The organism is Parvibaculum sp. (assembly GCF_039680535.1).
Lineage (GTDB): Bacteria > Pseudomonadota > Alphaproteobacteria > Parvibaculales > Parvibaculaceae > Parvibaculum.
In genome coordinates this window covers 39,386-61,260 of the sequence record NZ_JBDKSS010000003.1, presented here as the reverse complement: position 1 = coordinate 61,260, position 21,875 = coordinate 39,386, and the positions used below count along the sequence as shown (strand labels likewise).

Genomic DNA, 21,875 nt, shown 5'->3' with positions numbered 1-21,875 from the left:
TGCTCCGCCGGAACAATCGGCGCAAGGGCGACGTCGTGCAAGCCTTCCGCGCTGAAGAAGGCCGATTAAGACTTGTTACTGCATGTTCCGGAATATTGCGCGAACGAAGCATGTCCGAATCGATGACCGCTTCATTTTCCGGCTTCGTTCACGGCTAAATCTTGTGGTTGAGCAAGGGGTTAGGCGGACGAAGCGTTAACGTAGGGGCAAGTGTCGGCGGGCTTTCGTCTGCTATTCCGAAGTCTATAGTGGGCGCATTCCTATTCCAGAACAGAACCGATAACGGGAGGACTGACCATGGATTTCACCATTCCGAAGGAGATCACCGACTACCTCGCGGTGCTCGACGCCTTCATCGAAAAAGAGATCAAGCCGCTTCAGGCCCAGGACGACAACGAACGCTTCTTCGATCATCGTCGCGAACACGCCCGCACCGATTGGGATAATCAAGGTCTGCCCCGCCACGAGTGGGAAGAACTGCTCGGCAGGATGCGCAAGCTCGCCGACAAGGCCGGCCATCTGCGCTATGCGCTGCCGAAGGAATATGGCGGGCAGAACGGCACCAATCTCGGCATGGCCGTCATCCGCGAGCATCTCGCGGCGAAGGGCCTCGGCCTTCACAACGATCTGCAGAACGAAAGCTCGATCGTCGGCAATTTCCCGACCGTGCTGATGTTCCGCGATTTCGGCACCGAAGAGCAGAAGAAGAAATTCATTCCGGGGTCGCTCGACGGCTCGATCCGCGTTGCCTTCGGCCTCACGGAGCCCGATCACGGATCGGACGCGACATGGATGGAGACGGTCGCTCGTCCCGAGAAGCGCGATGGCAAGGATGGCTGGCTCATCAATGGTCGCAAGATGTGGAACACGGGCGTGCATATTGCCACGCACGACTTCGTGTTCGCGCGCACCAGCGGCAAGGATGGCGATGCGCTGGGCATCACCTGCTTCATCGTGCCGATGGATGCGCCGGGCGTGGAGATCGAGGAATATCTCTGGACCTTCAACATGCCGACCGATCACCCGCGCGTCGCCTTCAAGAATGTGTGGGTGCCGGAAGGCGACTATCTCGGCGACATCGAGCGTGGCCTCGAGCTCGCGCAGCATTTCGTGCATGAGAATCGCATCCGCCAGGCGGCGTCATCCGTCGGCGCGGCGCAGTTCTGCATCAACGAGAGCGTGAAATACGCCAAGCAGCGCAAGCCTTTCGGAAAGCCGCTCTCGGCGAACCAGGCGATCCAGTTTCCGCTCGTGGAGTTCCACACCGAAGCGGAGATGATCCGCACCCTGATCCACAAGACGGCATGGCAGATGGACCAGATGCCGAAGCCCGACGTGGCGAAATATCTCTCGGACAAGGTCTCGATGTGCAATTACCGCGCGAACCGTCTGGTCTGTGAGGCGGCGGACTTTGCGATGCAGGTGCATGGTGGCATGGGCTATTCGCGCCATATGCCCTTCGAGCATATCTATCGCCACCATCGCCGCTACCGCATCACGGAAGGCTCTGAGCAGATCCAGATGCGCAAGGTGGGCGGTCACCTTTTCGGCATGATCGGCGGCAAGGGTGCGCAGAAGAAGGCTGCCGAATAAGGCTTGAGTCCTTCGGACAAAATGAGAGCGGCGGTGACATTCACCGCCGCTCTTTTCTTGCTGGAAGCCTCAGTAGGTGTCGCCGCCATTGTTCGACTTGAGCATGGAATTGACGGCATCCATGTCGGGGCCTCTGGATTTCATCCGCACCCGGCAAGTCGCTGCCGTTTCTGCGGAGAGCTTGTCGCTGGGCTGCCAGTATTTCGGCGCCCATGCGCTGAAGCGGCGCTCTGCTGCGGCGCGCTCCTCCGTGCTCAGCAATGCGCGGAGCTCATCGGTGACATTGCCTTCGGGGCGAACGCCGAGCGAAAGAAGCGAGGGGTTGCGGACATAGAGCGCATTCCAGGTCGCGGCCTCTACATTGTTCTGCTGGGCAATCTTGCCCTCGAGGTAGATATGGGCGAGCGCCTTCTGCGCATCCGGCCAGCCGGCGTCGGCCGCGCGCTTCAGCCAAAGGACGCCCACTTCGTTTTTCTTGTCGCGCAGGAGGCATTGGCCGAGCGAGGTCTGCGCGCCCTCGTAGCCATGTCCGCGATAGGCGAAGCAGGTGAGCGTGCTCAGCGTCTCGGGCGAACAGTCGCCGCCGTCGGCCTTGGCCAGCGTGTTCGCGTAGAGCGTGCCCGCGGGGTCGCGTTCCTCGAGCGTCGGAACCAGATTGCCATTCGTATCTCGCCGGAGCGCGCCGCCGGTGGGATTGCTGCAGGAGGCGAGCGCCAGGGCGCCGAGGCAGATGGATGCCAGGGTGAGGGTCCTGAACGCGGGTCGAACGAACTTCATGGGCTTCCCTTCCGGTGGCGGCAGATGCGCGCCGGGCCTGATTTTCTGATGCTTCACCAACGGGGTAGGCCCCTCCTCTCCGTCGATGGCCGTTGGGGCGGCGCCATGGTGCCCGCGAACCGGGGCGCACCGCAAGTGAAGTTAGGGCAAGACATCCGGGTTGGGCTGACGTAGCGATGGCTGGGCTTTGCGCCTGCCTCGTGTTCCGGGTTTGACCCCCGCCGCCGCTTCTCCGATACTCCGCCCGCCTTTAGGGGGGTGAGCCCCCGTGTTAATGTGGCAACCGCGAAATTCTGAAGAGAGTGAAGACGATGTCCGGCAAAAAGACCGTCAAGGATTGGGAAGCTTCGGTCGAAAAGCAGCTCAAGGGCGCGGGGCTCGCCTCGCTGACCTGGCACACGCCGGAAGGCATCGACGTGAAGCCGCTCTACACCGCCGAAGACCTCGAGCGCATCGCCGCAGAGGGCTACGACGCGAACACGCTGCCGGGCTTCGCGCCCTTTACGCGCGGGCCGCAGTCGACCATGTATGCCGGCCGCCCCTGGACCATCCGCCAATATGCGGGCTTCTCGACGGCTGAAGAGTCCAACGCCTTCTACCGCCGCAACCTCGCCGCCGGTCAGAAGGGCCTTTCAGTCGCCTTCGACCTCGCGACCCATCGCGGCTATGACAGCGACCATCCGCGTGTTGTCGGCGACGTCGGCAAGGCCGGTGTGGCCATCGACTCGGTCGAGGACATGAAAATCCTCTTCGACCAGATCCCGCTCGACGAAATGTCGGTCTCGATGACGATGAACGGCGCGGTGATCCCGATCCTCGCCAATTATATTGTCGCCGCCGAAGAGCAGGGCGTCAGCCAGGACAAGCTTGCGGGTACGATCCAGAACGACATTCTCAAGGAGTTCATGGTTCGCAACACCTATATCTATCCGCCCGAGCCTTCGATGCGGATCATTGCGGACATCATCGGCTATTGCTCCAAGCACATGCCGAAGTTCAACACGATCTCGATTTCCGGCTATCACATGCAGGAAGCCGGCGCGACGCAGCTTCAGGAGCTTGCCTTCACGCTTGCCGATGGCCGCGAATATGTGCGCGCTGCGCTCAAGGCCGGCCTCGACGTCGACGAGTTCGCCCCGCGCCTTTCCTTCTTCTTCGCCATCGGCATGAACTTCTTCATGGAAGTGGCGAAGCTCCGCGCCGCGCGCCTGCTCTGGTCGCGCATCATGTCGGAATTCGGTGCGAAGGATCCGAAGTCGCTGATGCTGCGCACGCATTGCCAGACGTCGGGCGTCTCGCTCACCGAGCAGGACCCCTACAACAACGTCATCCGCACGACCATCGAGGCGCTGGCCGCCGTGCTCGGCGGCACGCAGTCGCTGCACACCAATGCGCTCGACGAGGCGATCGCGCTGCCGACCGATTTCTCGGCCCGCATCGCGCGCAACACGCAGCTCGTCATTCAGCATGAGACGGGCATCACCAATGTCATCGACCCGCTGGGCGGCTCCTACTACATCGAGAGCCTGACCCACGCGCTGGCGACGGAAGCCTGGAAGCTCATCGAGGAAGTGGAAGAGCTCGGCGGCATGACGAAGGCGGTCGGCACCGGCATGCCGAAGCTCAAGATCGAGGAAGCGGCGGCCCGCAAGCAGGCCCGTATCGACCGCGCCGAGGAAGTCATCGTCGGCGTCAACAAGTACAAGCCGGCGAAGGAAGACCCGATCGAAATCCGCGACATCGACAATGCGGAAGTGCGCGAGGCGCAGATCGCACGTCTGAAGAATATCCGCGCAACGCGCGACGAAGCGAAGTGCCAGGCCGCGCTCGCCGCTCTGACCGAAGGCGCCAAGGGCAACGCCAATCTCCTTGCCCTCGCGGTCGATGCTGCCCGCGCCCGCGCGACGGTCGGCGAAATCTCCGACGCCATGGAGAAGGTCTTCGGCCGCCATCGCGCCGAGATCAAGTCGATCTCGGGCGTCTATGGTCAGGCCTATGAGGGCGATGAGGGCTTCATGAAGATCACGAAGGAAATCGAGGCCTTCGCCGAAGAAGAAGGCCGCCGTCCCCGCATGCTCGTGGTCAAGATGGGCCAGGACGGCCATGACCGCGGCGCCAAGGTGATCGCGACGGCGTTTGCCGATCTCGGCTTCGACGTTGACGTCGGCCCGCTCTTCCAGACGCCGGAAGAAGCCGCGCGCGACGCCATCGAGAACGACGTCCACGTGGTCGGCATTTCGAGCCAGGCCGCCGGCCACAAGACGCTGGTGCCCGCGCTGGTCGAAGCGCTGCGCAAGGAAGGCGCGGACAACATTCTCGTCGTCGTCGGCGGCGTCATCCCGCAGCAGGATTATGAGTTCCTGAAGAAGGCGGGTGCCTCCGCGATCTTCGGACCGGGTACGAATATTCCCGCTGCCGCCGCCGAAATTCTCACGCTCATTCGTGAGCAGGCGAAGCAGACGGCGTAACGTGCCAGTGCGCGATCAGGGTCGCGGCATGGGCAGTCGGTAGGCGGTTCCCTCCGCGACAGGCTGCGCCGCGATGCGCTCGCTGACATTCGTGAGTTCAAGCACCGCACCGCCCAGTGGCGTGCGGAGCTGCAGCCGGACCGGCATGTAGACGCGGCCCTGATCGAATGGCGCAAGCCATACGGTCATGCCGTCATTCTTGCGCAGCATTTCAGTGAATTTGCGTCGCTCTATCGGCGCGACCGGGACATAGCGGATGTTGCAGGCGACAGCCTTGATCGGCGTGCCGAGGCCGCGGGGCGTCATGCTGACCTCCCTGGAGTAGGAGAGCTTCAGGTCATAGCGCCTGCGACCGTCAAAGACCGGGATCGAGCGGTCGCAGGGGTTTGCGCTGGCCAGGACCGGCACGAGAACGGCGCTCACCGGATCCTGCGTGCCGCGCTGCTGATAGGGCAGGACCCCGGCGAGGTCGCCCGGCTCATAGGGCGGGGTCGCCGTCAGATGGGGCATGCGGTCGCCGTCATAGGCGAGCATGACCTTGCGGGCGCTATGCGTGTCCCAGCTATCCGACACGTAATGGCGAGGACGTACTTCAGGGGCCGCGAATTCGCCTTCACTGGCGAGCTTGAATTCGGCCTCGTAGAAGGCGCGGGGGAGGCCCGCCGTCGAAAGGAGCGCATTCAGCCGGTACTGATCGCCGTCGAGCCGCGCTTCGAAATTTCCCGTCGCGAACAGAAATCCGCCCAGATAGATCGTGAATTGCGCCGCGATGTCGCTCGCGGGGCCCGGCCTCTCCATGGATGGCGAAGCCAGGGCATTGCCGCCATGGCCAGTCAGTCCTGACAGGAAGGACAGGGCGGCGATGGCGGTCCATTTGCCGAATTTCTTCATCTCAGCGTCCCGGGGCCTGCACCAAAAAGCGTGGTGATTTCGACAATATAGGCAATTTTCGGCGGGATTGAGGCTCTGGCGTCTTCCCAAAGGGGCGCCGGGCCGAGTATGCAGCTTGGGAGGCCGCCGATTGCGGAGATGGGAAGAACACTGCCGATGAAGAGAAAAGAAGCCGATCCCGTTGAGCTTGCCGCCCGAATCCGCAATGGCGAACGGACGGCCCTTGCCCGTGGGATCACTCTGGTCGAATCCTCCCGCGCCGATCATCAGGCGCAGGCGCAGGCGCTCTTGTCCGAACTCCTGCCGGACACGGGCAAGGCGATCCGCGTCGGCCTGTCCGGCGCGCCGGGCGTCGGCAAGTCGACCTTCACGGAGGCCTTCGGAACCTTCCTCACGGCGCGCGGCCACAAGGTCGCCGTGCTCGCCATCGATCCGTCCTCCGCGCGCAGCGGCGGGTCGATTCTGGGCGACAAGACGCGCATGGAGCAGCTCGCCCGCGACCCCAACGCCTTCATCCGGCCGTCGCCCGCAGGCCGCACACTGGGCGGCGTGGCGCGGCGCACGCGCGAGGCCATGCTGCTCGTCGAGGCAGCGGGCTTCGACGTGGTGCTGATCGAAACGGTTGGCGTCGGCCAGTCGGAAACATCGGTCGCCGACATGGTCGACATGTTCCTGCTGCTGCTCTCGCCCGGCGGTGGAGACGAGCTGCAAGGCATCAAGCGCGGCATCATGGAGCTTGCGGATCTCATCGTGGTCAACAAGGCCGACGGCGACCTCATCCCCGCCGCGAAACGCGCGGCGATGGAATACAGGGGCGCCCTGCATCTCATGCGGCCCAAGAACCCCTACTGGACGCCCGATGTGAAGCTCGTCTCGGCGCTCAAGGGCGAGGGGCTGGAGGCGGTCTGGGCGGCTGTCGAGGCGCACAAGGCGGCGCTGGAGGCCGGTGGCGAGATCGAACGTGTGAGGGCGCACCAGGCCCGCGCCTGGATGTGGACCGAGATCCGGGAAGGGCTCTTTGCGGCGCTCAAGTCCCATGAGGAAGCCGCCCATCTCATCCCGCTCCTCGAGGCCGAGGTGGAATCGGGCCTGACCACGCCCACCACGGCGGCAAGGCGGCTGCTGAGGCTGGTTCTGGGGCCGGAATCGGCCTGAGAGGCCAGATTTCCGGCCTTTTTTGGGGCTTTTAGGGCTTTCGGGCCGGCCGCCCCTTGACGGGTCCGGGCGGGCCTTTTATACGTGCGCGCCTGCGGTTGCGCGTTCTTCGCGGCATCGCACGAAATTCTGAAACCCTGAGGGATCGGGTCTGGCCGGCGAAACTCGCCACGGGCCGCTTCTCTCTCTGAACCGCAAGGAATGGTCCAATGTCGCGCGTTTGCGAACTCACCGGCAAGGCCGTGATGTCTGGCAACAACGTGAGCCACGCGAACCGCAAGACGCGGCGCCGGTTCCTCCCGAATCTCTGCAACGTCTCGCTCATCAGCGACACGCTCGGCCGTCAGTTCTCGCTGCGCATCTCGGCGCACGCCCTGCGCTCGGTGGAGCATAATGGCGGTCTCGACAAGTTCCTGCTGAAGGCTCGCCCGACCGAACTCTCGACCCGCGCCCTGAAGCTGAAGCGCGACATCGAGAAGGCGCAGGCCGCCGCGCAGGCCTGAGAAAATTTCTCGTAAAGAGAGTTAACGGGCAGCCTTGGCTGCCCGTTTTGCTTTTCAGCATCCCGTCTGCGCCGCTACACTGGCCGTACTTCCGGGGGGAAGTTCGATAATGTTGGATAGTGGGGTAGACCGGCGTCCGCCGCCTGCGCGGGCCGGCCTGGTTACACGAATGATCACTGTCGCCCGGCAGCTCGTTCTGCCGGTGCTGTCGTGCGTTGCCGCGCTGGCGTTGGCGTGGTCATGCCGCAGCGAGCCTGCGGCCGATCTGCGTTTCCTGAAGGACCTGCATTCCTCGCTCGATCCGGCAAATGATGGATGGCTGACATGGGGCATGCTTCTGCTGCCCGCGATCTTCTTCGTGCTCAATCTGACCAACCGGCGCTATGGCCCGGCCATCGCGCTTGGCGCCGCCATGCTCGCATGGGCAGTCATCGCGGGCGGCATTGTCTGGGCGCTGCGTGAAGGGATCATTCACGCGGTAGCCGAGATCGCGCCGCCGCGTCGCGCGGGCGCTTTCTTCGGCGCCTTGCTCATCGGCCAGATCGTGAATGTCTATTTCTTCGACTGGTTCAGGGGTGTCCCCTGGTGGAAGGCGCCGTTCATTGCGGCGCTGCTCGGCGGCCTCGCCTTCACGGTGGTCTTCCATGTGGCGACGGGCGGCGGCTTCGACGAAGCCGCGCTGCCCCGCCTTGCGGCGCTTGGTGGCCTTCAGCTTATTTGGGCTTGCTCTCAGCTGGTGCCGACACAGCTTTTGCGCCGAGCGATCCGTCCTTGCCCTGGGTTTGGAGGGGCGTGAGCGTTTCGGGCTTCAGCCGGAACATCACCAGAAGCGTCCGCTGCAGCGGATTGAAGTTGTCGTCGGAGATCGCATAGACCCAGACATTGCCCTTCTCGTCCTGACGGACCGCGAGGCCTTCCATGTTGTCGATCGAGCGACGCTGGCCGGTATCGAGCAGTACATTGCCGTCCGCCACCGCGCCGGGCCGCACCGCGTCTTCACGGATCAGCCGCAGCTGCATGCCCGCGCCTGCGAGCAGCGAAAAGCGGCGCTCCAGCAGCAGGAAGTCGCCATTGGGCAGCCGCGCGATATCGGTCGGGTGATAGGGATCGTGCAGGCGGAACGAGAGACGCTTCACCTTGCGCCCTTCGGCGATGAAGGCGCGCACATTACCGCGAGCGTCGCGCGAATTCTCGGAAACGAGCAGGAGCCGCGTTTCGTTGACGCCCGGCTTCGGTTTCAGCGTCGTCAGCGATTCAAGGCCGGCATTGGCATTGAGCTTGCCGAGCTGGCGCTCCGTGAGGATCTTCTCGGGTTTCGCGTCGAACCCGTTCTTGCCGAGGTCATAGCGCAACACGCGGTGCTGGCGTTCGAAGCTCACATAGGCATTGGATTTCAGCGGGTCGGGACCATCGACCGTGAGCCCTTCCGCGTCGGCCTGGGATTTGCCGGCGAACGGCTTGCCGTCCGGGCCGAGAAGGGGCGCAATCTTCGCGTCGCCCATGCCTGAGAGACGACCCTTTTCGTCGTAGAGAAGCTGGCCGGTGAGCCACATGGCCTCATCCGAGACGGCAAGGAGCGTCGAGCCGTCGGCGCTGATGGCGAGGCCGGACCAGCCGCCGAAGCGCTTATGCGTCGACTTGAGCTCGATCTCGCCCGCCCATTCGAGTTCGCCGGCGGCGATGTCGCCGCGGCTTTCCGGGTTCCAATGAACGGGCTGGCTGGAAAGGTCGATCTGTTCGGGCTGGGCCCAGGCCGGGGAGAGGAGTGCTGCCGCTGCTAGCAAGGCGGCAAAGGAATGCCGCGCGGCGCCGTGCCGCAAAATACGCTTAGGCCACTGCATAGTCCCACATCCCTCGCATCCACCACGCCTCGGCCCCCACAATCGGCCTGACGCGCCGCGCATCATATCGGGGCCCGTGCGATGCACAAGCACCGGCCCGTGGCATAAAAGCAATCGGCGGGCGCAAAGATGCTGAAAGGAGCTGCGTATCAGCGAATGGCGCGGGCGCCGCGCGCGGCGATGGGGCCGCTGTGGCTCTGTATCTTGGAGGCCGACCTGCCGCCGCGCTTCGTCGCGGATTCGTCATCGAAGAGCTCGGCGAGCTTTTCGGTCATCACGCCGCCAAGCTGCTCGGCATCGACGATGGTCACGGCGCGGCGGTAATAGCGCGTCACGTCATGGCCGATGCCGATCGCGATGAGTTCGACGGGCGAGCGCAGTTCGATCTGCTCGATGACGCTGCGCAGATGGCGTTCGAGATAATTGCCCGCATTGACGGAAAGCGTCGAGTCGTCGACCGGCGCGCCGTCCGAAATCACCATCAGGATGCGGCGTTGCTCGGGCCGGGCGAGAAGGCGGTTATAGGCCCAGATCAGGGCTTCGCCGTCGATGTTTTCCTTGAGGAGACCCTCGCGCATCATCAGGCCGAGATTGCGCCGGGCGCGACGCCAGGGCGTGTCCGCTGCCTTGTAGATGATGTGCCGGAGATCGTTGAGGCGGCCCGGCATGGCGGGCTTGCCGTCGGCGAGCCACCGTTCACGCGCTTGCCCGCCCTTCCAGGCGCGCGTCGTGAAGCCGAGGATCTCGACCTTGACGCCGCAGCGTTCGAGCGTGCGTGCGAGAATGTCCGCGCACATGGCTGCGACCGTGATCGGCCGGCCGCGCATCGAGCCGGAATTGTCGAGAAGCAGCGTCACCACCGTGTCGCGGAAATTCGTGTCGTGCTCGACCTTGAAGGAGAGCGCGTGCAGCGGATCGATGACGACGCGGGTCAGGCGTGCGGCATCCAGTAGGCCTTCCTCGAGATCGAATTCCCAGGTGCGGTTCTGCTTGGCGAGCAGGCGACGCTGGAGCCGGTTCGCGAGCCGCGAGACGACGCCCTGCATCTGCTGCAGCTGCGTGTCGAGATATTGGCGCAGGCGGCCAAGCTCTTCAGTGTCGCAAAGATCTTCCGCCGCGATCACCTCGTCATATTGCGAGGTGAAGATCTTGTAGCTCGGCTCGCGGTTGCGGTCGTCGCCCTGCGCGTTGGGGCGCCAGGGCTGGTTGCCTTCGCTCGTCTCGTCGGTTTCGCCGTCGCTCGGAACTTCGTCGGACTCGACCTCGACGGTCTGCTCCTCGCCTTCCTCGCCTTCGCCCTCGCTATATTCCACCTTGTCGGCGGAAGCGCCTTCGGGCTGCTCGGCTTCGCCGGACTGGCTTTCCTCGGACGACTGATCGGAATCGCCTTCCTGATCTTCATTGTCCTCGGACTGCTGGTCCTGCGTCTGGCCGAGTTCGTCGGCCATGTCGAGATCGGCGAGAATGTCCCGCGTCGCGCGGGCGAATGCCGTCTGGTTCTCGATGATCTCGTTGAGGCGCTTCAGGTCCTTGCCGGCCTTTTCCTCGATCCAGGGACGCCAGAGATCGACGAGCGTCCGCGCCGAAGGCGGCGGCGCCTCGCCGGTCAACTGCTCGCGCACGATCATGGCGACGGCTTCGGAAAGCGGCGCTTCCTCGCGCGTCTTGATGCGGCCATAGCCGCGCGACTGGCAGCGCTGTTCGAGCGCGGCGGTGAGGTTCTGCGCCATGCCCGCCATCTGGTTCGCGCCGATCGCCTCGCAGCGCGCCTGCTCCACCGCGTCGAAGACGGCGAGCGCATTGCCGCCTTCCGGCTGCAGGCGGGTGTTGATCTTCTCGTCGTGATGGGCGAGGCGAAGCGCATAGGAGTCGGAAACGCCGCGCACCTGCGCGACTTCTTCCGGCGGAAGCGTGCGGCTCGGCAGGGGCAGGCGCGCGCGAAGGCCCCGCAGTCCCGGCGGCTCGGTGCCGAAGGTGACTGCGAGCTCAGCGTTCTCCGCAATCGTGCGCATGGTTGTCGTCAGCGCGCGCTTGAAGGGTTCGACTGGGCCTTCTTTGCTCTTCATTGTCTTGCTGCCCTGTTGCCGGTCAGGCCTTGCGTCAGGCGACCATGACCTTCGCGGCCGAGTCCGGCAGATCCTCGCCGAAGCAGCGCTGGTAGAACTCGGCAACGGTCGCCCGTTCCAGTTCGTCGCACTTGTTGAGGAAGGTGACGCGGAAGGCAAAACCGATATCGCCGCCGAAAATCTGGGCGTTCTCGGCCCAGGTGAGCACGGTGCGCGGGCTCATCACGGTCGAGATGTCGCCATTGATGAAGGCCGAGCGCGTCAGATCGGCGACGCGGACCATGGCGGAGAGCTTCTTCTTGCCCTCTTCGGTCTGATAGGCCTTCGACTTCGCCACCATGATGGCGACTTCGGCGTCATGCGGCAGATAGTTCAGCGTCGTCACGATGTTCCAGCGGTCCATCTGGCCCTGGTTGATCTGCTGCGTGCCGTGATAGAGGCCCGAGGTGTCGCCGAGGCCGACGGTGTTCGCCGTCGAGAAAAGGCGGAAGGCCGGATGCGGGCGGATGACTCGGTTCTGGTCGAGAAGCGTCAGCTTGCCCGCGACTTCGAGCACGCGCTGGATGACGAACATCACGTCCGGGCGGCCGGCATCATATTCGTCGAACACGAGTGCGACCGGGTGCTGCAGCGCCCAGGGTAGAATGCCTTCGCGGAATTCCGTCACCTGCTTGCCGTCGCGCAGAACGATCGCGTCCTTGCCGACGAGGTCGATGCGGCTGATATGGCTGTCGAGGTTGATGCGGATGCAGGGCCAGTTGAGGCGGGCGGCGACCTGCTCGATATGGGTCGACTTGCCCGTGCCGTGATAGCCCTGAACCATCACGCGGCGGTTGTAGGCAAAGCCCGCGAGGATGGCGAGCGTGGTGTCGCGATCGAAGAGGTAATCCGGATCGAGGTCCGGCACATATTCATTCGACTGCGAAAACGCGGGGACCTGCAGATCGATGTCGATCTTGAAAACGTCGCGGACGGAAACGGTCTTGTCCGGGCCGTTCTGGGACATGCTGCCTGTGACTTCTACGCTCATCTTCTCTGCTTCCCAAATCCTGTATGCGGCCGGCGCGGCTCAGTACTCAAGCAACTGACGAAATCGATGAAGTGCCGAACGCCTGCTCCATTCATTATGCAGCCCCGCGCAAGGCCGGGGGCATCAAACTTGCCCTCTCGCCGTCAAAACCGCCCTGTTTCAGCAGAAGCCGCTCTTTCGGAGGTAATCATAGGCCTGGATTACCTTGCGCAGACGCTCTTCGGCCGATCTGTCGCCGCCATTTGCGTCCGGATGGTGCTTTTTAACAAGTTCCTTATACCGGGACTTGATCTCGTTCAAGGTTGCCGCCTCGTCAAGGCCGAGAGTTTGCAAGGCCTGCCGCTCCAGCGTGCGGGGCTTCCGGCGGCCGGGTTTCGGCTCCTCCGCCGTTGCCCCGGGAATTTCCCCGCCGAAGAAGCCGAATGCGTCGTGAAATGCGTTGTTGCGCCGCATATGGGGCCCCGCACCCCGCGCATAGCCGGGAGCGGCGTTGACGCCGAGGCCCCAGGTGGGGCGGTGGCCGGTCAGGGCGTCGCGCTGGAACGCCGCGATTTCCGCGTCGTTCATGCCCTGGAAATAGTCGTAGTTCTGGTTGAACTCGCGAATATGGTCGGCGCAGAACCAGCGATACTGGTTGCGCGCGTCCTCGCCCTGGCGCGCCGTGGTGGCGGGCGCACGGTGAAGACCGACGGCGCCGCAGCCAGCCCAGTCGCAACGGCGCACCGTCGTCTTGCTCTTGACGTCGGCGCGCGCGGCAGGGCCGCCTTCGAGGCCGCGTTGTTTGCGCGGCGCGATGCGGATGCTGTCAAAATATGTCGAGTTCAGTTTCACGATTGAATTATGAGTTGGCGCGGGCCGCAAAACAAGGAAGCATGGCGTCCGCTAACGACGAGTTTAATGAGGTGTTGCGTGTCGGTCGCTGAAAAGATCCGCGAGAAGCTGGAAAAGGCATTCGAGCCACAGGCGCTGGAGATCGTGGACGATTCCGCGAAGCACAAGGGGCATGCGGGACACCGGCCGGGCGGCGAGACGCATTTCAATGTGACCATTGTCTCGGCGGCTTTCAATGGCCGTTCGCGCGTGGAGCGTCACAGGCTGGTGACGGCGGCGCTTCGTGAAGAGATCGGCAACCCGATCCATGCGCTCGCACTCAGGACGCTGACGCCGGACGAGGCAGCGCGCTAGTCGGCTGCGTTCTGGCCGGTACGAACCGGCGTTATGCGTAGTACTGCGAGCTGGTTGCGCTGACGGCGCAGAATCTCGAACTTGAAGCCGTAAAATGTGAAGGCCTGGCCCACCTCCGGAATCGCGCGCGCTTCGTGAATGACGAGGCCGGCAATGGTGGTCGCCTCGTCGTCGGGCAGATGCCAGTCGAGCTTGCGGTTGAGATCGCGGATCGGCACGGTGCCGGTGACGATCACGGACCCGTCATCCTGCAGCCTGATGCGCGTGCGCTCGATATCGTGCTCGTCGGAAATGTCGCCGACGATTTCCTCGAGAATGTCCTCGAGCGTGATGAGGCCCATCAACCCGCCATATTCGTCGACGACGAGGGCAAAATGCGCCTTGGCGCGCAGGAAGGCGTTGAGCTGGTTCACCAGCGGCGTCGTATCCGGCACGAACCACGGCTTGGTCGCGATGTCGAGAATGCGAACGGCCTCGGGGTCCCAGTTGACGCTGGCCATGGCGCGCAGCAGGTCTTTCGCATGGAGAACGCCGACGATGTTTTCCGGATCGTCGAGCCAGAGCGGAATGCGGGTATGCGGGCTGCCGAGAACCTGGGCGATGATGATGGCGTTCGGTTCGGAGGCGTCGATCATCGTCATGTTCTTGCGGTGAACCATGATGTCGGCGACCTCGAGGTCGGCAAGGTCGAGAATTCCGCCGAGCATGTCGCGGTCGCGCTTGACCACGCCGCCTTCCTGATGGTGCAGGTTGATCGCGCCGCGCAATTCCTCATGCGGGGAAAGGACGTTCGTCGTCTCGCTGACGTCAATTCCAAAAATACGGAGCGTTCCGCGCACGATGAAGCGGACGGCGACCGTGATCGGCGCAAAGACCCAGAGGACGATGCGGACCAGCGGCGCGACGGCGAGCGCGAAGCGGTCGGTATTGGTGATCGCATAGGTCTTGGGCATGACCTCGGCGAAGATGACGACGATGGCCGTCATCGTGGCGGTGGCGTAGAGCACGCCCGCGTCGCCGAAAATCGAGATGAAAACGCTCGTCGCCAGCGCCGAAGCGAGAATGTTGACGAGGTTGTTGCCGAGGAGGAGGGCGCCGATCAGCCGTTCGAGATCCTCGGTCAGCCACAGAACGAGCTTGGCGCGCCTGTTCTTTTCCTCGGCCATCCGGTTCATGCGCGCGCGCGACGCGGCGGTGAGTGCGGTTTCGGACCCGGAGAAAAAGCCCGACATGCCGACGAGTGCGGCGATGCAGGCCATTGTGAGACCGATGCCGAGAGAACTCATCAGGCTGTTTCGCGCTCCTCGAGAACGGTCCGCAAGGCTTTCGGATCGACATCGCGCGTGATGAAGGCTTCGCCGATACCGCGGGCGAGGATGAAGGTGAGCTTTCCGTCGACGACCTTCTTGTCCTGACCCATCAGCTCGATGAGCGTTTCAGCCTCCGGCAGACCGCCCGCCACGTCGGAAAGGCGGCAGGGAAGGCCAGCGCGTTCGAGATGCTTGCGGACGCGGACGGCATCCTGACCGGAGCAAAGGCCGAGGCGGACGGAGAGATCGAAGGCGAGCGCCATGCCGACGGCCACGCCTTCGCCATGGACGAGGCGGTTGGAAAAGCCCGTCGCCGCCTCCAGCGCATGGCCGAAAGTGTGGCCGAGATTGAGCAGCGCACGGACGTTGCTCTCACGCTCGTCGGCGGCAACGATCGCCGCTTTCGACTCGCAGCTCTTGACGATCGCATGGGTGCGCGCCGCGACATCGCCGGAGACGATCGCGTCGAGATTGGCTTCGAGCCAGTCGAAGAAAGGCCGGTCGTTGATAAGGCCGTATTTCACGACCTCGGCATAGCCCGCGAGGAGTTCGCGCTTCGGCAGCGTTTCGAGCGCGCTTGTGTCCGCAAGCACGATGCGCGGCTGATAGAAGGCGCCGACGAGATTCTTGCCCTGCGGCGTGTTGATGCCCGTCTTGCCGCCGACGGAACTGTCGACCTGCGAGAGAAGCGTCGTCGGAATCTGCGCGAAGTCGACGCCGCGGCGCACGATCGAGGCCGCGAATCCGGTGAGATCGCCGATCACGCCGCCGCCCAGTGCGATCACGAGGTCGCCGCGCTCGACGCCGGTTTCGAGCAGCCATTCGCTCAGCCGCTGCAATTCGGCAAAGCACTTCGTGCCTTCGCCCGCCGGCATGCGGATCGCGTCGTGACGAATGCCCGCGGCGTCGAGGCTCTTTTCGAGCGCGGGCAAATGCAGCGCGGCCACGTTTTCGTCGGTGACGATGACGACGCGGGCGCGGCGCAGCAGGGGCTTCAGATATTGGCCTGCATTGGCGATGAGGTTCGGGCCGACCTTGATCTCATAAGAGCGGTCGCCGAGCGCCACCTGCACAGTCTTCACATCGGCGCTCATCTCGCAGCCTCTTTCGCTTTGTCTCTGAATGTCTCGATCCGCGCGACAACGTCCTCGACCACGCTGTCATGCGGGCCTTCCACGCTTTCGACGGTAAGGTCGGCCTGCGCGTAGACCGGGTAACGCACCGCCATCAGGCGCTCCATCACCGCGCGCGGGTCGTCGGCCTTGAGCAACGGCCGGCCGGAGCGGCGGCCGACGCGCTTCATCAGCACGTCGAGATCGGCCTTGAGCCAGACGGAAATGCCGCGGGCTGCAATGTTGGCGCGGGTGGTCTCGTCCATGAAGGCGCCGCCGCCGGTCGCGAGGACCTGCGGTCCGCGTTCGAGCAGCCGGGCGATCACGCGGCGCTCGCCGTCGCGAAAGGCCGCTTCGCCGTGACGTTCGAAAATCTCGGGGATGGTTTCGCCGGCGGCCCGTTCGATTTCCGCATCGGCATCGACAAAGGGCAGGCCGAGACGTTGGGCGAGGCGGCGGCCGACCGTGGTCTTGCCGGCGCCCATCAGGCCAACCAGGACGATCGAGCGTTCGGCAAGCGGAGCCGGCGCGAGCCGCGCCTGCGGGGCGTCATGGTCGTTCGCTATGCCTGGGTCAGGCTGGGTCTCTGGTCTGGTCTCGGTGGTCATCGTCGTTCGATCTAATGTATTCGTTCCAGCCGGCAAAAACCCGTCGCCGGCCGCCTTTTTAACGGCCTGAAAGCCTTCCGCGACGTATTGTCACCGCCGCCGCGCCTCGGGCCGCCGGTGCGGGCGCCCCCGGCAGCCGCTTTCCGGTCCGGGAGTGGACCCTTATCCATAGGGCAGATATAGCATTCGGGCCGGTTTCGCGCCCAAATTTTGCCGCAAGCCGGGCATAAAAGGGAAACTTACGGTCCGTTCGGCGCTATGCTGGGGCCAGCCAGAAGGTCAAATTGATGAACAGCGCCACTCGCGTACTCTTAGTCGCCGCCGTTATCGTTGCCGCCATCCTGGGCGGTGTCGTCTATCTCGGCCAATCGGTCGAGCCGTCGGTTCAGCCTGCCGAAAAGGTTCTGCCCGATGGCCAGTTCCCGCGTTGAGGATGCCCGCCTTGAGGATGATGGTGTGACGTCGCGTCGTTCCGAAATGCGCGCGGGAGGCCTCGGCCTGGCTGGGTTCGCCCTGCTGATGGCGGTCTCGGCGCCTGCGCTTGCGGGAACGCTTGGAACGCTCCCCGCTTCGGAACTGTCCGCGCCTCAAGGCGCTGCCGCCCCCCAAGGTGCGGCGCCACAAGGCACGGCGCCCCAGAGCATCGTGCCGCCCGGCTTCGGCGCAACGAACCCGGCCTCCGCGCCCGCGGCCTTTCCGGGAGGCGCCGAACCCGACGCCGGCACCCCGCAGGCCGTGAAGAGCGTTCCGGGCAGCAGCGGCTCCGGCATCACCGTTTCCACGCTGGGCGGCGTCGACGCCTCGGCGGCAGGCCTTCTTGGCGACAAGGATGGCGGCTTCGGCTCCGATATGTGGCGGGGCGCCACACGCAGCGAGGTCGAGCGCTATCTCGCGCAAATGCCCGTGGTCACGGGCTCGCCTGTGATGAACGATCTGGCGCGGCGCCTCTTGCTGACGACGGCTCAGGCGCCCGAAGGGGCGCAGACCGGGGCCTCGCTCCTCGCCATCCGGCTGGAGCGGTTGACGCTGGCGGGCCATGCCGATCTCGCCCTCGAACTCGCAAAGACCGCTCAGGCGGACAAGACGCCGAGCGTTGCGCTGGCGCGGGCCCGCGCGGCGCTGGCCGCCGGCGCGCATGATGAAGCCTGCGCCGCCCTTGCCGACATCCCGACCGGCACCGATCCCGCCCATGACGCGACAGCGGCCTTCAGCCTCAAGCTCTCGGCCTTCTGTCAGGTGCTTGCGGGCAAGAAGACCGAAGCCAATCTCACGCTCGATCTCGCGCGCGAAGAAGGGCTCGACGATCCGATGTTCTATTCGCTCGTTGCCGAGGCGACCGACGGGCTGAAGCTCAAGGCGGCCGATCCCAAGCAGCTCGATATTCTCGATGTCGCGCTTTACCGCCTTGCGCATCGCGAATTGCCCAGGAATGCGGGCGATATCGCGACCGTGCCCGTGGTGCAGACGCTGGCGCGCGACGAGAGCCTGCCGCCGGAAACGCGGATATCGGCAGGCGAACGCGCTGCCATGCTCGGCCTTATTCAGGCCGACGAGCTTGCGAAGCTCTACAATCTTCAACCGTTCACGCAGGTCGATTTCGACGGGCTGAAGGCGGCGACCTTCCCGCCCGAACCGGCCTTCCGCCGCGCGTTGCTCTATCAGGCAATCAACGCCGAGGTTTTGCCGACCGATCGCGCGGAGCTGATCAAGCTCATGCTTTCGACCGGGCGGAGCGCGGGGCTTTACCTCTCGACGGTCGAAGTGTTGCTGCCCGTTCTTACGCAGTTGACGCCGTCGCCGACGCTGCGCAATCTTGCGCCAGCTGCCATTCGCGCCTTCCTGCTGGTGGGCGATCGGGCCCATGCCGCACAGTGGTATGCTCTGGTGGCGCCACAGGGGCAGGGTATCGGACGCGATGCGCGTGAGCTTGGCGCTCTGATGCGTATCAGCGACCCGCAAGGGCCTGGTGGCAATGGCGCGCAGATCGAAGCCGATCTTCGGGCCGATCTGCGTTCAGGCGTGTCGGCCACGCGCATGTTCGGTGCACAGGAAGCTCTTTTGTTGCAGGCGTTGGGCTTTCCCGTGCCGCAAGATATCGTCGCCGCCGCGGCAACTGCGGCGCCGACCGATCTGATGAACCAGTTGCAGAATTCCGCCAGCAAGGGCGCTGTTGGCGAAGTAGTGTTGCTTTCTCTCGTGAGTATCGGGCCTGGGGGGCCGGATGGCGCAGTTCCGCAAGTGATTGCGCAAGCCGTTTCGAGTCTCAGAGCTGTCAACCTCGGTGATGAAGCCCGGCGCCTCGCCACCGAAGCTCTAATGGGACGCAGTCATGCCGCACCCGGGTAAGTTCCATGTCCCACGATCCAATCGCGACCGAAAAAGGCGGAAGGCATCACATCGACGCCTTCCTTGAAATGCTGAGTGCCGAGCGTGGCGCTGCGCGCAATACGCTCGATGCCTATGCGAGAGACCTGAAGGATTTCGCGGCGTTCCTCGCGGCGCGAAATCGCGGCGCGGCCGAGGCCCGGACGCTCGATGTGCGGGATTATCTCGAAGGCCTGTCGGCGCAGGGGCTCTCCGCTTCGACGGCGGCGCGCAGACTCTCCGCGATCCGCCAGTTCCATGGCTTCCTCTATGCCGACGGCATCAGGCCGGACGATCCCTGCGGTGCGATCGAAGGTCCGCGCCGCGCGCGTCCGCTGCCGAAAACGCTCACCGTCGAGGAAGTCGATGCGCTGCTCCGCGCTGCGCGGCTCGCCGAGGACGGGCGTTCGCATGAAGAGGCGGTGCGGGCCTACAAGCGGGCGCGCCTCGTCTGCCTGATGGAAGTTCTCTACGCGACGGGATTGCGTGTTTCCGAACTTGTCGGCCTGCCGCTTTCGGCCGCCAAGGGAGACAGCCGCTTCCTCGCCGTATCCGGCAAGGGCGGGCGCGAAAGGCTCGTGCCGCTGTCGGAAGCGGCGCGGCTCGCCATCGACGAGTACCTCCCCCTGCGCGTGGCGCGGCTCGGCGATTCCGTTTCGCCCTGGCTCTTCCCCTCGCGCGGGCGGCAGGGGCATCTGACGCGGCATCGCTTCGCCCAGCTCCTGAAGGATCTCGCCATTGCGGCAAAGCTCGATCCCAATCGCGTGTCGCCGCATACGCTGCGTCATGCCTTTGCGAGCCATCTGCTCGCCAATGGCGCCGATCTGCGTGCCGTCCAGCAGATGCTGGGCCATGCCGATATTTCAACGACGCAGATCTATACGCATGTGCTCGATGGGCGGCTGAAGCAGCTCGTGGAAGAGCACCATCCGCTGGCGAAGAAGGAAACCGGCTCCTGAGGCTGGAGCCGAATTTTCTTCACGGGGCCATCCGCGTCGCCTATATCGTCCGCCAGATCGAAATTGCTGGTGGACGGTTATGAGTGACGTGATTGATATCGACCCGCGGATGAGCCATGTCGCCGATCTGGCAAAGGCGCTGGGCTTTCAGCGGATTGTCAGGTTCGAGGAGGGCGTGGGCCGGGTGGCGATCGAATATCGCGTCGGCCCGCATATGTGCCACACGAACGGCACCATCGCACAGGGCGGCTTTGTGACCGGCTGGATCGATCAGGCGATGGGCTTCTGCGTCATCGCGGCAACCGGCAGAACCATGTCGCCGCTCTCGCTCGAGATCAAGGTCAGCTTCCTCAAGTCCGTTCCGCCCGGTCTCGTCATCGCGGAAGGCTGGGTCGAGATGCTCGGACGCAAGACGGGGTTTCTCGAAGGCCGGCTTCTCGACGCGTCCGGCGCAGTGCTCGCCAAGGGAACCTCGACGGTGAAGCTCGTAAAGCTCGGAGTCTAGGCTCCGAGCAGCGGACGTCCGAGCGCCTGCGCCGCCCGCGCGATCTTGTCCGGGTTCCGCATGATGTAGACGTTGGCGATGAGACCGTCGCGAATGTCGAAACTCACGATCGAACTGATCTGGCGTCCGAGGCTCAGCGTGAAGCCGGGCCTTCCGTTGATGCGAATGCCGTCTATGACATAGGGCTCGGGGAACTTCCTCGTTATGCCGAAGAAGAAGCGCGTGATCCGGTCTGCGCCGTAGATCGGATTGAGCGCCGCCGTCACGCGGCCACCGCCATCGGTATAGAGGATCGCGTCTTCGCGCAGCGATGCGAGAAGCGCCTGCGGGTCCTCCTTCATCAGTGCATCTGCAAAGGCGCTGGCGAGCCGCGCATGATCGGCGGGGCTTGCTTCAAAGCGCGGCCTTTCATCCGATACGCGGCGGCGCGCGCGGCTGACGATCTGGCGGCAGGCGGCCTGCGACTTGCCGAGAATGGCGGCGAGGTCTCCATAGTCGTAGTCGAATGCTTCATGCAGCAGAAAGGCCGTGCGCTCTTCCGGCGCAAGCCGTTCCAGCATGTGCAGCAGCGCGATCGATACCTCGTCGGCAAGGGCGATCCGCTCCTCGGGCGTGGGAACCGGCTCCGCATTCGCAGGCTCTACAATGGGCTCCGGCAGCCAGGGGCCGACATAGGCTTCGCGCCTTGCCCGCAGGCGGCGCAGATGGTCGATGCCGAGGCGGCTTGCCGTGGTGACGAGCCACGCCTCCGGCGAGCGCACATTGCCCGTGTCGGCGCCGCTCCAGCGCAGCCAGGTTTCCTGCACGACGTCTTCTGCGTCGCTCACCGTCCCGACGAGACGATAGGCGACCGCAAAGACGCGCGCGCGATGGCGCGTGAAGATCGCTTCCTGTGTTTCGGTCGTCGGCATCATGGTTCCATCCTAGCCGATCAGGCGGGTTGTGGCTTTGTCAGTTCGGCGCGCAGCGTCTCCTGGCCGATGGTCACGCGCGAGCATGCCTGGCCGTAACCCATCACGCGCTTCACGGTCGGGAAGACGCGGGTGCTGGCGATGGCAAGCGCCAGATCCGCCATGGCGGCCTTTCCCCACCAGCCTTCGATCAAGGGGCGGAGTTCCTCGCTGCGGATATCGCGGTGGACGATGGCTTCGGCGAATTCGAAGACGGTTCGCGTGCGCTCGTCCATCGCCGTGAGATCGCGCGTGACGGCGGCGCGCAGCGTCTGCGGCGCAACGCCCGCCGCGGTCATCAGGTTCACCACGGTCTGAAGGCATGGGCCGCAATCTTCCGCATGAACGGCGGCGATGCGGGCCACCGCATGAGCTTCCAGTGGAAGGCTCTTGCGGAACCGGCTCATGGGCAGAAAGCAGACGAAGCGCCACAGCGCGCCGGGTGCCGCGGCATGAAGATCGCGCAGGTAATCCACGGATTCGCCGGTCGCCTCTTCCTGCCTGCGCAGGGCTCTTTCGATGAATGCCTTGAGCATCGCTTTCTCCTCTCCTTGGGCG

21 protein-coding genes are annotated in these 21,875 nt (G+C 64.4%); 10 read left to right on the top strand and 11 right to left on the bottom strand.

Annotated elements, in window-relative coordinates; genetic code table 11:
- Positions 1-297: 297 nt before the first annotated feature.
- Positions 298-1,593, top strand: a complete 1,296-nt coding sequence (locus tag ABFC66_RS01050; protein ID WP_346739100.1) for an acyl-CoA dehydrogenase family protein — start codon at positions 298-300, stop codon at positions 1,591-1,593.
- A gap of 69 nt (positions 1,594-1,662) precedes the next feature.
- Here the strand turns inward: ABFC66_RS01050 and ABFC66_RS01045 are convergent, their stop codons facing one another.
- On the bottom strand, positions 1,663-2,370 hold the full coding sequence (locus ABFC66_RS01045) for a hypothetical protein (RefSeq protein ID WP_346739099.1): 708 nt from the start codon (positions 2,368-2,370) through the stop codon (positions 1,663-1,665).
- A 311-nt stretch (positions 2,371-2,681) separates the two neighbouring features.
- Between ABFC66_RS01045 and scpA the strand changes: the two genes are divergently transcribed.
- Complete coding sequence (gene scpA / locus ABFC66_RS01040; RefSeq protein ID WP_346739098.1) at positions 2,682-4,838, top strand: methylmalonyl-CoA mutase; 2,157 nt, start codon at positions 2,682-2,684, stop codon at positions 4,836-4,838.
- A gap of 15 nt (positions 4,839-4,853) precedes the next feature.
- Here the strand turns inward: scpA and ABFC66_RS01035 are convergent, their stop codons facing one another.
- On the bottom strand, positions 4,854-5,729 hold the full coding sequence (locus ABFC66_RS01035; RefSeq protein WP_346739097.1) for a DUF3108 domain-containing protein: 876 nt from the start codon (positions 5,727-5,729) through the stop codon (positions 4,854-4,856).
- 156 nt (positions 5,730-5,885) lie between these two features.
- On the opposite strand from ABFC66_RS01035, the gene meaB reads away from it, so the two are divergent.
- The 3 genes from meaB to ABFC66_RS01020 all read left to right on the top strand — a co-directional run bounded on the left by meaB (position 5,886) and on the right by ABFC66_RS01020 (position 8,183).
- Positions 5,886-6,884: a methylmalonyl Co-A mutase-associated GTPase MeaB gene (gene meaB, locus ABFC66_RS01030; protein ID WP_346739096.1), complete on the top strand. Its 999-nt coding sequence runs from the start codon at positions 5,886-5,888 to the stop codon at positions 6,882-6,884.
- A gap of 209 nt (positions 6,885-7,093) precedes the next feature.
- Positions 7,094-7,387: a 50S ribosomal protein L28 gene (gene rpmB / locus ABFC66_RS01025; RefSeq protein WP_346739095.1), complete on the top strand. Its 294-nt coding sequence runs from the start codon at positions 7,094-7,096 to the stop codon at positions 7,385-7,387.
- Between the two features lie 169 nt (positions 7,388-7,556).
- The gene (locus ABFC66_RS01020; RefSeq protein ID WP_346739094.1) at positions 7,557-8,183 is read left to right on the top strand and encodes a VUT family protein; all 627 of its coding nucleotides are present in this window, start codon (positions 7,557-7,559) and stop codon (positions 8,181-8,183) included.
- Here ABFC66_RS01020 and ABFC66_RS01015 read toward each other — a convergent pair.
- From ABFC66_RS01015 to ABFC66_RS01000, 4 genes are all read right to left on the bottom strand, one after another.
- Positions 8,101-9,228 carry an esterase-like activity of phytase family protein gene (locus ABFC66_RS01015; RefSeq protein ID WP_346739093.1) on the bottom strand — a complete coding sequence of 376 codons (1,128 nt, stop codon included), beginning with the start codon at positions 9,226-9,228 and terminating at the stop codon, positions 8,101-8,103. The genes ABFC66_RS01020 and ABFC66_RS01015 overlap by 83 nt on opposite strands.
- A gap of 149 nt (positions 9,229-9,377) precedes the next feature.
- Positions 9,378-11,294, bottom strand: coding sequence for a cobaltochelatase subunit CobT (gene cobT / locus ABFC66_RS01010; RefSeq protein ID WP_346739092.1), 1,917 nt, complete (start codon positions 11,292-11,294; stop codon positions 9,378-9,380).
- 34 nt (positions 11,295-11,328) lie between these two features.
- The gene (gene cobS, locus ABFC66_RS01005) at positions 11,329-12,324 is read right to left on the bottom strand and encodes a cobaltochelatase subunit CobS (protein WP_346739091.1); all 996 of its coding nucleotides are present in this window, start codon (positions 12,322-12,324) and stop codon (positions 11,329-11,331) included.
- A gap of 159 nt (positions 12,325-12,483) precedes the next feature.
- A complete protein-coding gene (locus tag ABFC66_RS01000) occupies positions 12,484-13,155 on the bottom strand; it encodes a J domain-containing protein (protein WP_346739090.1) in 672 nt (223 codons plus the stop codon).
- 78 nt (positions 13,156-13,233) lie between these two features.
- Between ABFC66_RS01000 and ABFC66_RS00995 the strand changes: the two genes are divergently transcribed.
- A complete protein-coding gene (locus ABFC66_RS00995; RefSeq protein ID WP_346739089.1) occupies positions 13,234-13,509 on the top strand; it encodes a BolA family protein in 276 nt (91 codons plus the stop codon).
- On the opposite strand, the gene ABFC66_RS00990 is transcribed toward ABFC66_RS00995, so the two are convergent.
- From ABFC66_RS00990 to ABFC66_RS00980, 3 genes are read right to left on the bottom strand one after another with little or no spacing between them, the layout of a single operon-like run.
- Positions 13,506-14,795 (bottom strand): HlyC/CorC family transporter, encoded by a 1,290-nt coding sequence (locus ABFC66_RS00990; protein ID WP_346739088.1) that lies wholly within the window; start codon positions 14,793-14,795, stop codon positions 13,506-13,508. The genes ABFC66_RS00995 and ABFC66_RS00990 overlap by 4 nt on opposite strands.
- The gene (gene aroB, locus ABFC66_RS00985; protein WP_346739087.1) at positions 14,795-15,913 is read right to left on the bottom strand and encodes a 3-dehydroquinate synthase; all 1,119 of its coding nucleotides are present in this window, start codon (positions 15,911-15,913) and stop codon (positions 14,795-14,797) included. The genes ABFC66_RS00990 and aroB overlap by 1 nt, the downstream gene beginning before the upstream one ends.
- The gene (locus tag ABFC66_RS00980; protein ID WP_346739086.1) at positions 15,910-16,539 is read right to left on the bottom strand and encodes a shikimate kinase; all 630 of its coding nucleotides are present in this window, start codon (positions 16,537-16,539) and stop codon (positions 15,910-15,912) included. The genes aroB and ABFC66_RS00980 overlap by 4 nt, the downstream gene beginning before the upstream one ends.
- 287 nt (positions 16,540-16,826) lie before the next feature.
- Here ABFC66_RS00980 and ABFC66_RS00975 point away from each other — a divergent pair, with 287 nt between their 5' ends.
- The 4 genes from ABFC66_RS00975 (at position 16,827) to ABFC66_RS00960 (ending at position 20,367) form a co-directional block, all read left to right on the top strand.
- Positions 16,827-16,970 (top strand): hypothetical protein, encoded by a 144-nt coding sequence (locus ABFC66_RS00975; RefSeq protein WP_346739085.1) that lies wholly within the window; start codon positions 16,827-16,829, stop codon positions 16,968-16,970.
- Positions 16,971-16,995: 25 nt separating this feature from the next.
- Entirely contained in the window at positions 16,996-18,885 is a 1,890-nt protein-coding gene (locus ABFC66_RS00970) for a hypothetical protein (protein WP_346739084.1), read from the top strand.
- 5 nt (positions 18,886-18,890) lie between these two features.
- Positions 18,891-19,862: a site-specific tyrosine recombinase XerD gene (locus ABFC66_RS00965; RefSeq protein WP_346739083.1), complete on the top strand. Its 972-nt coding sequence runs from the start codon at positions 18,891-18,893 to the stop codon at positions 19,860-19,862.
- Positions 19,863-19,941: 79 nt separating this feature from the next.
- Positions 19,942-20,367: a PaaI family thioesterase gene (locus ABFC66_RS00960; protein ID WP_346739082.1), complete on the top strand. Its 426-nt coding sequence runs from the start codon at positions 19,942-19,944 to the stop codon at positions 20,365-20,367.
- On the opposite strand, the gene sigJ is transcribed toward ABFC66_RS00960, so the two are convergent.
- Together sigJ and ABFC66_RS00950 are read right to left on the bottom strand one after the other, a co-directional pair.
- Positions 20,364-21,281, bottom strand: a complete 918-nt coding sequence (gene sigJ / locus ABFC66_RS00955) for an RNA polymerase sigma factor SigJ (protein ID WP_346739081.1) — start codon at positions 21,279-21,281, stop codon at positions 20,364-20,366. The genes ABFC66_RS00960 and sigJ overlap by 4 nt on opposite strands.
- A 17-nt stretch (positions 21,282-21,298) precedes the next feature.
- On the bottom strand, positions 21,299-21,853 hold the full coding sequence (locus ABFC66_RS00950) for a hypothetical protein (protein WP_346739080.1): 555 nt from the start codon (positions 21,851-21,853) through the stop codon (positions 21,299-21,301).
- Positions 21,854-21,875: the final 22 nt, after the last annotated feature.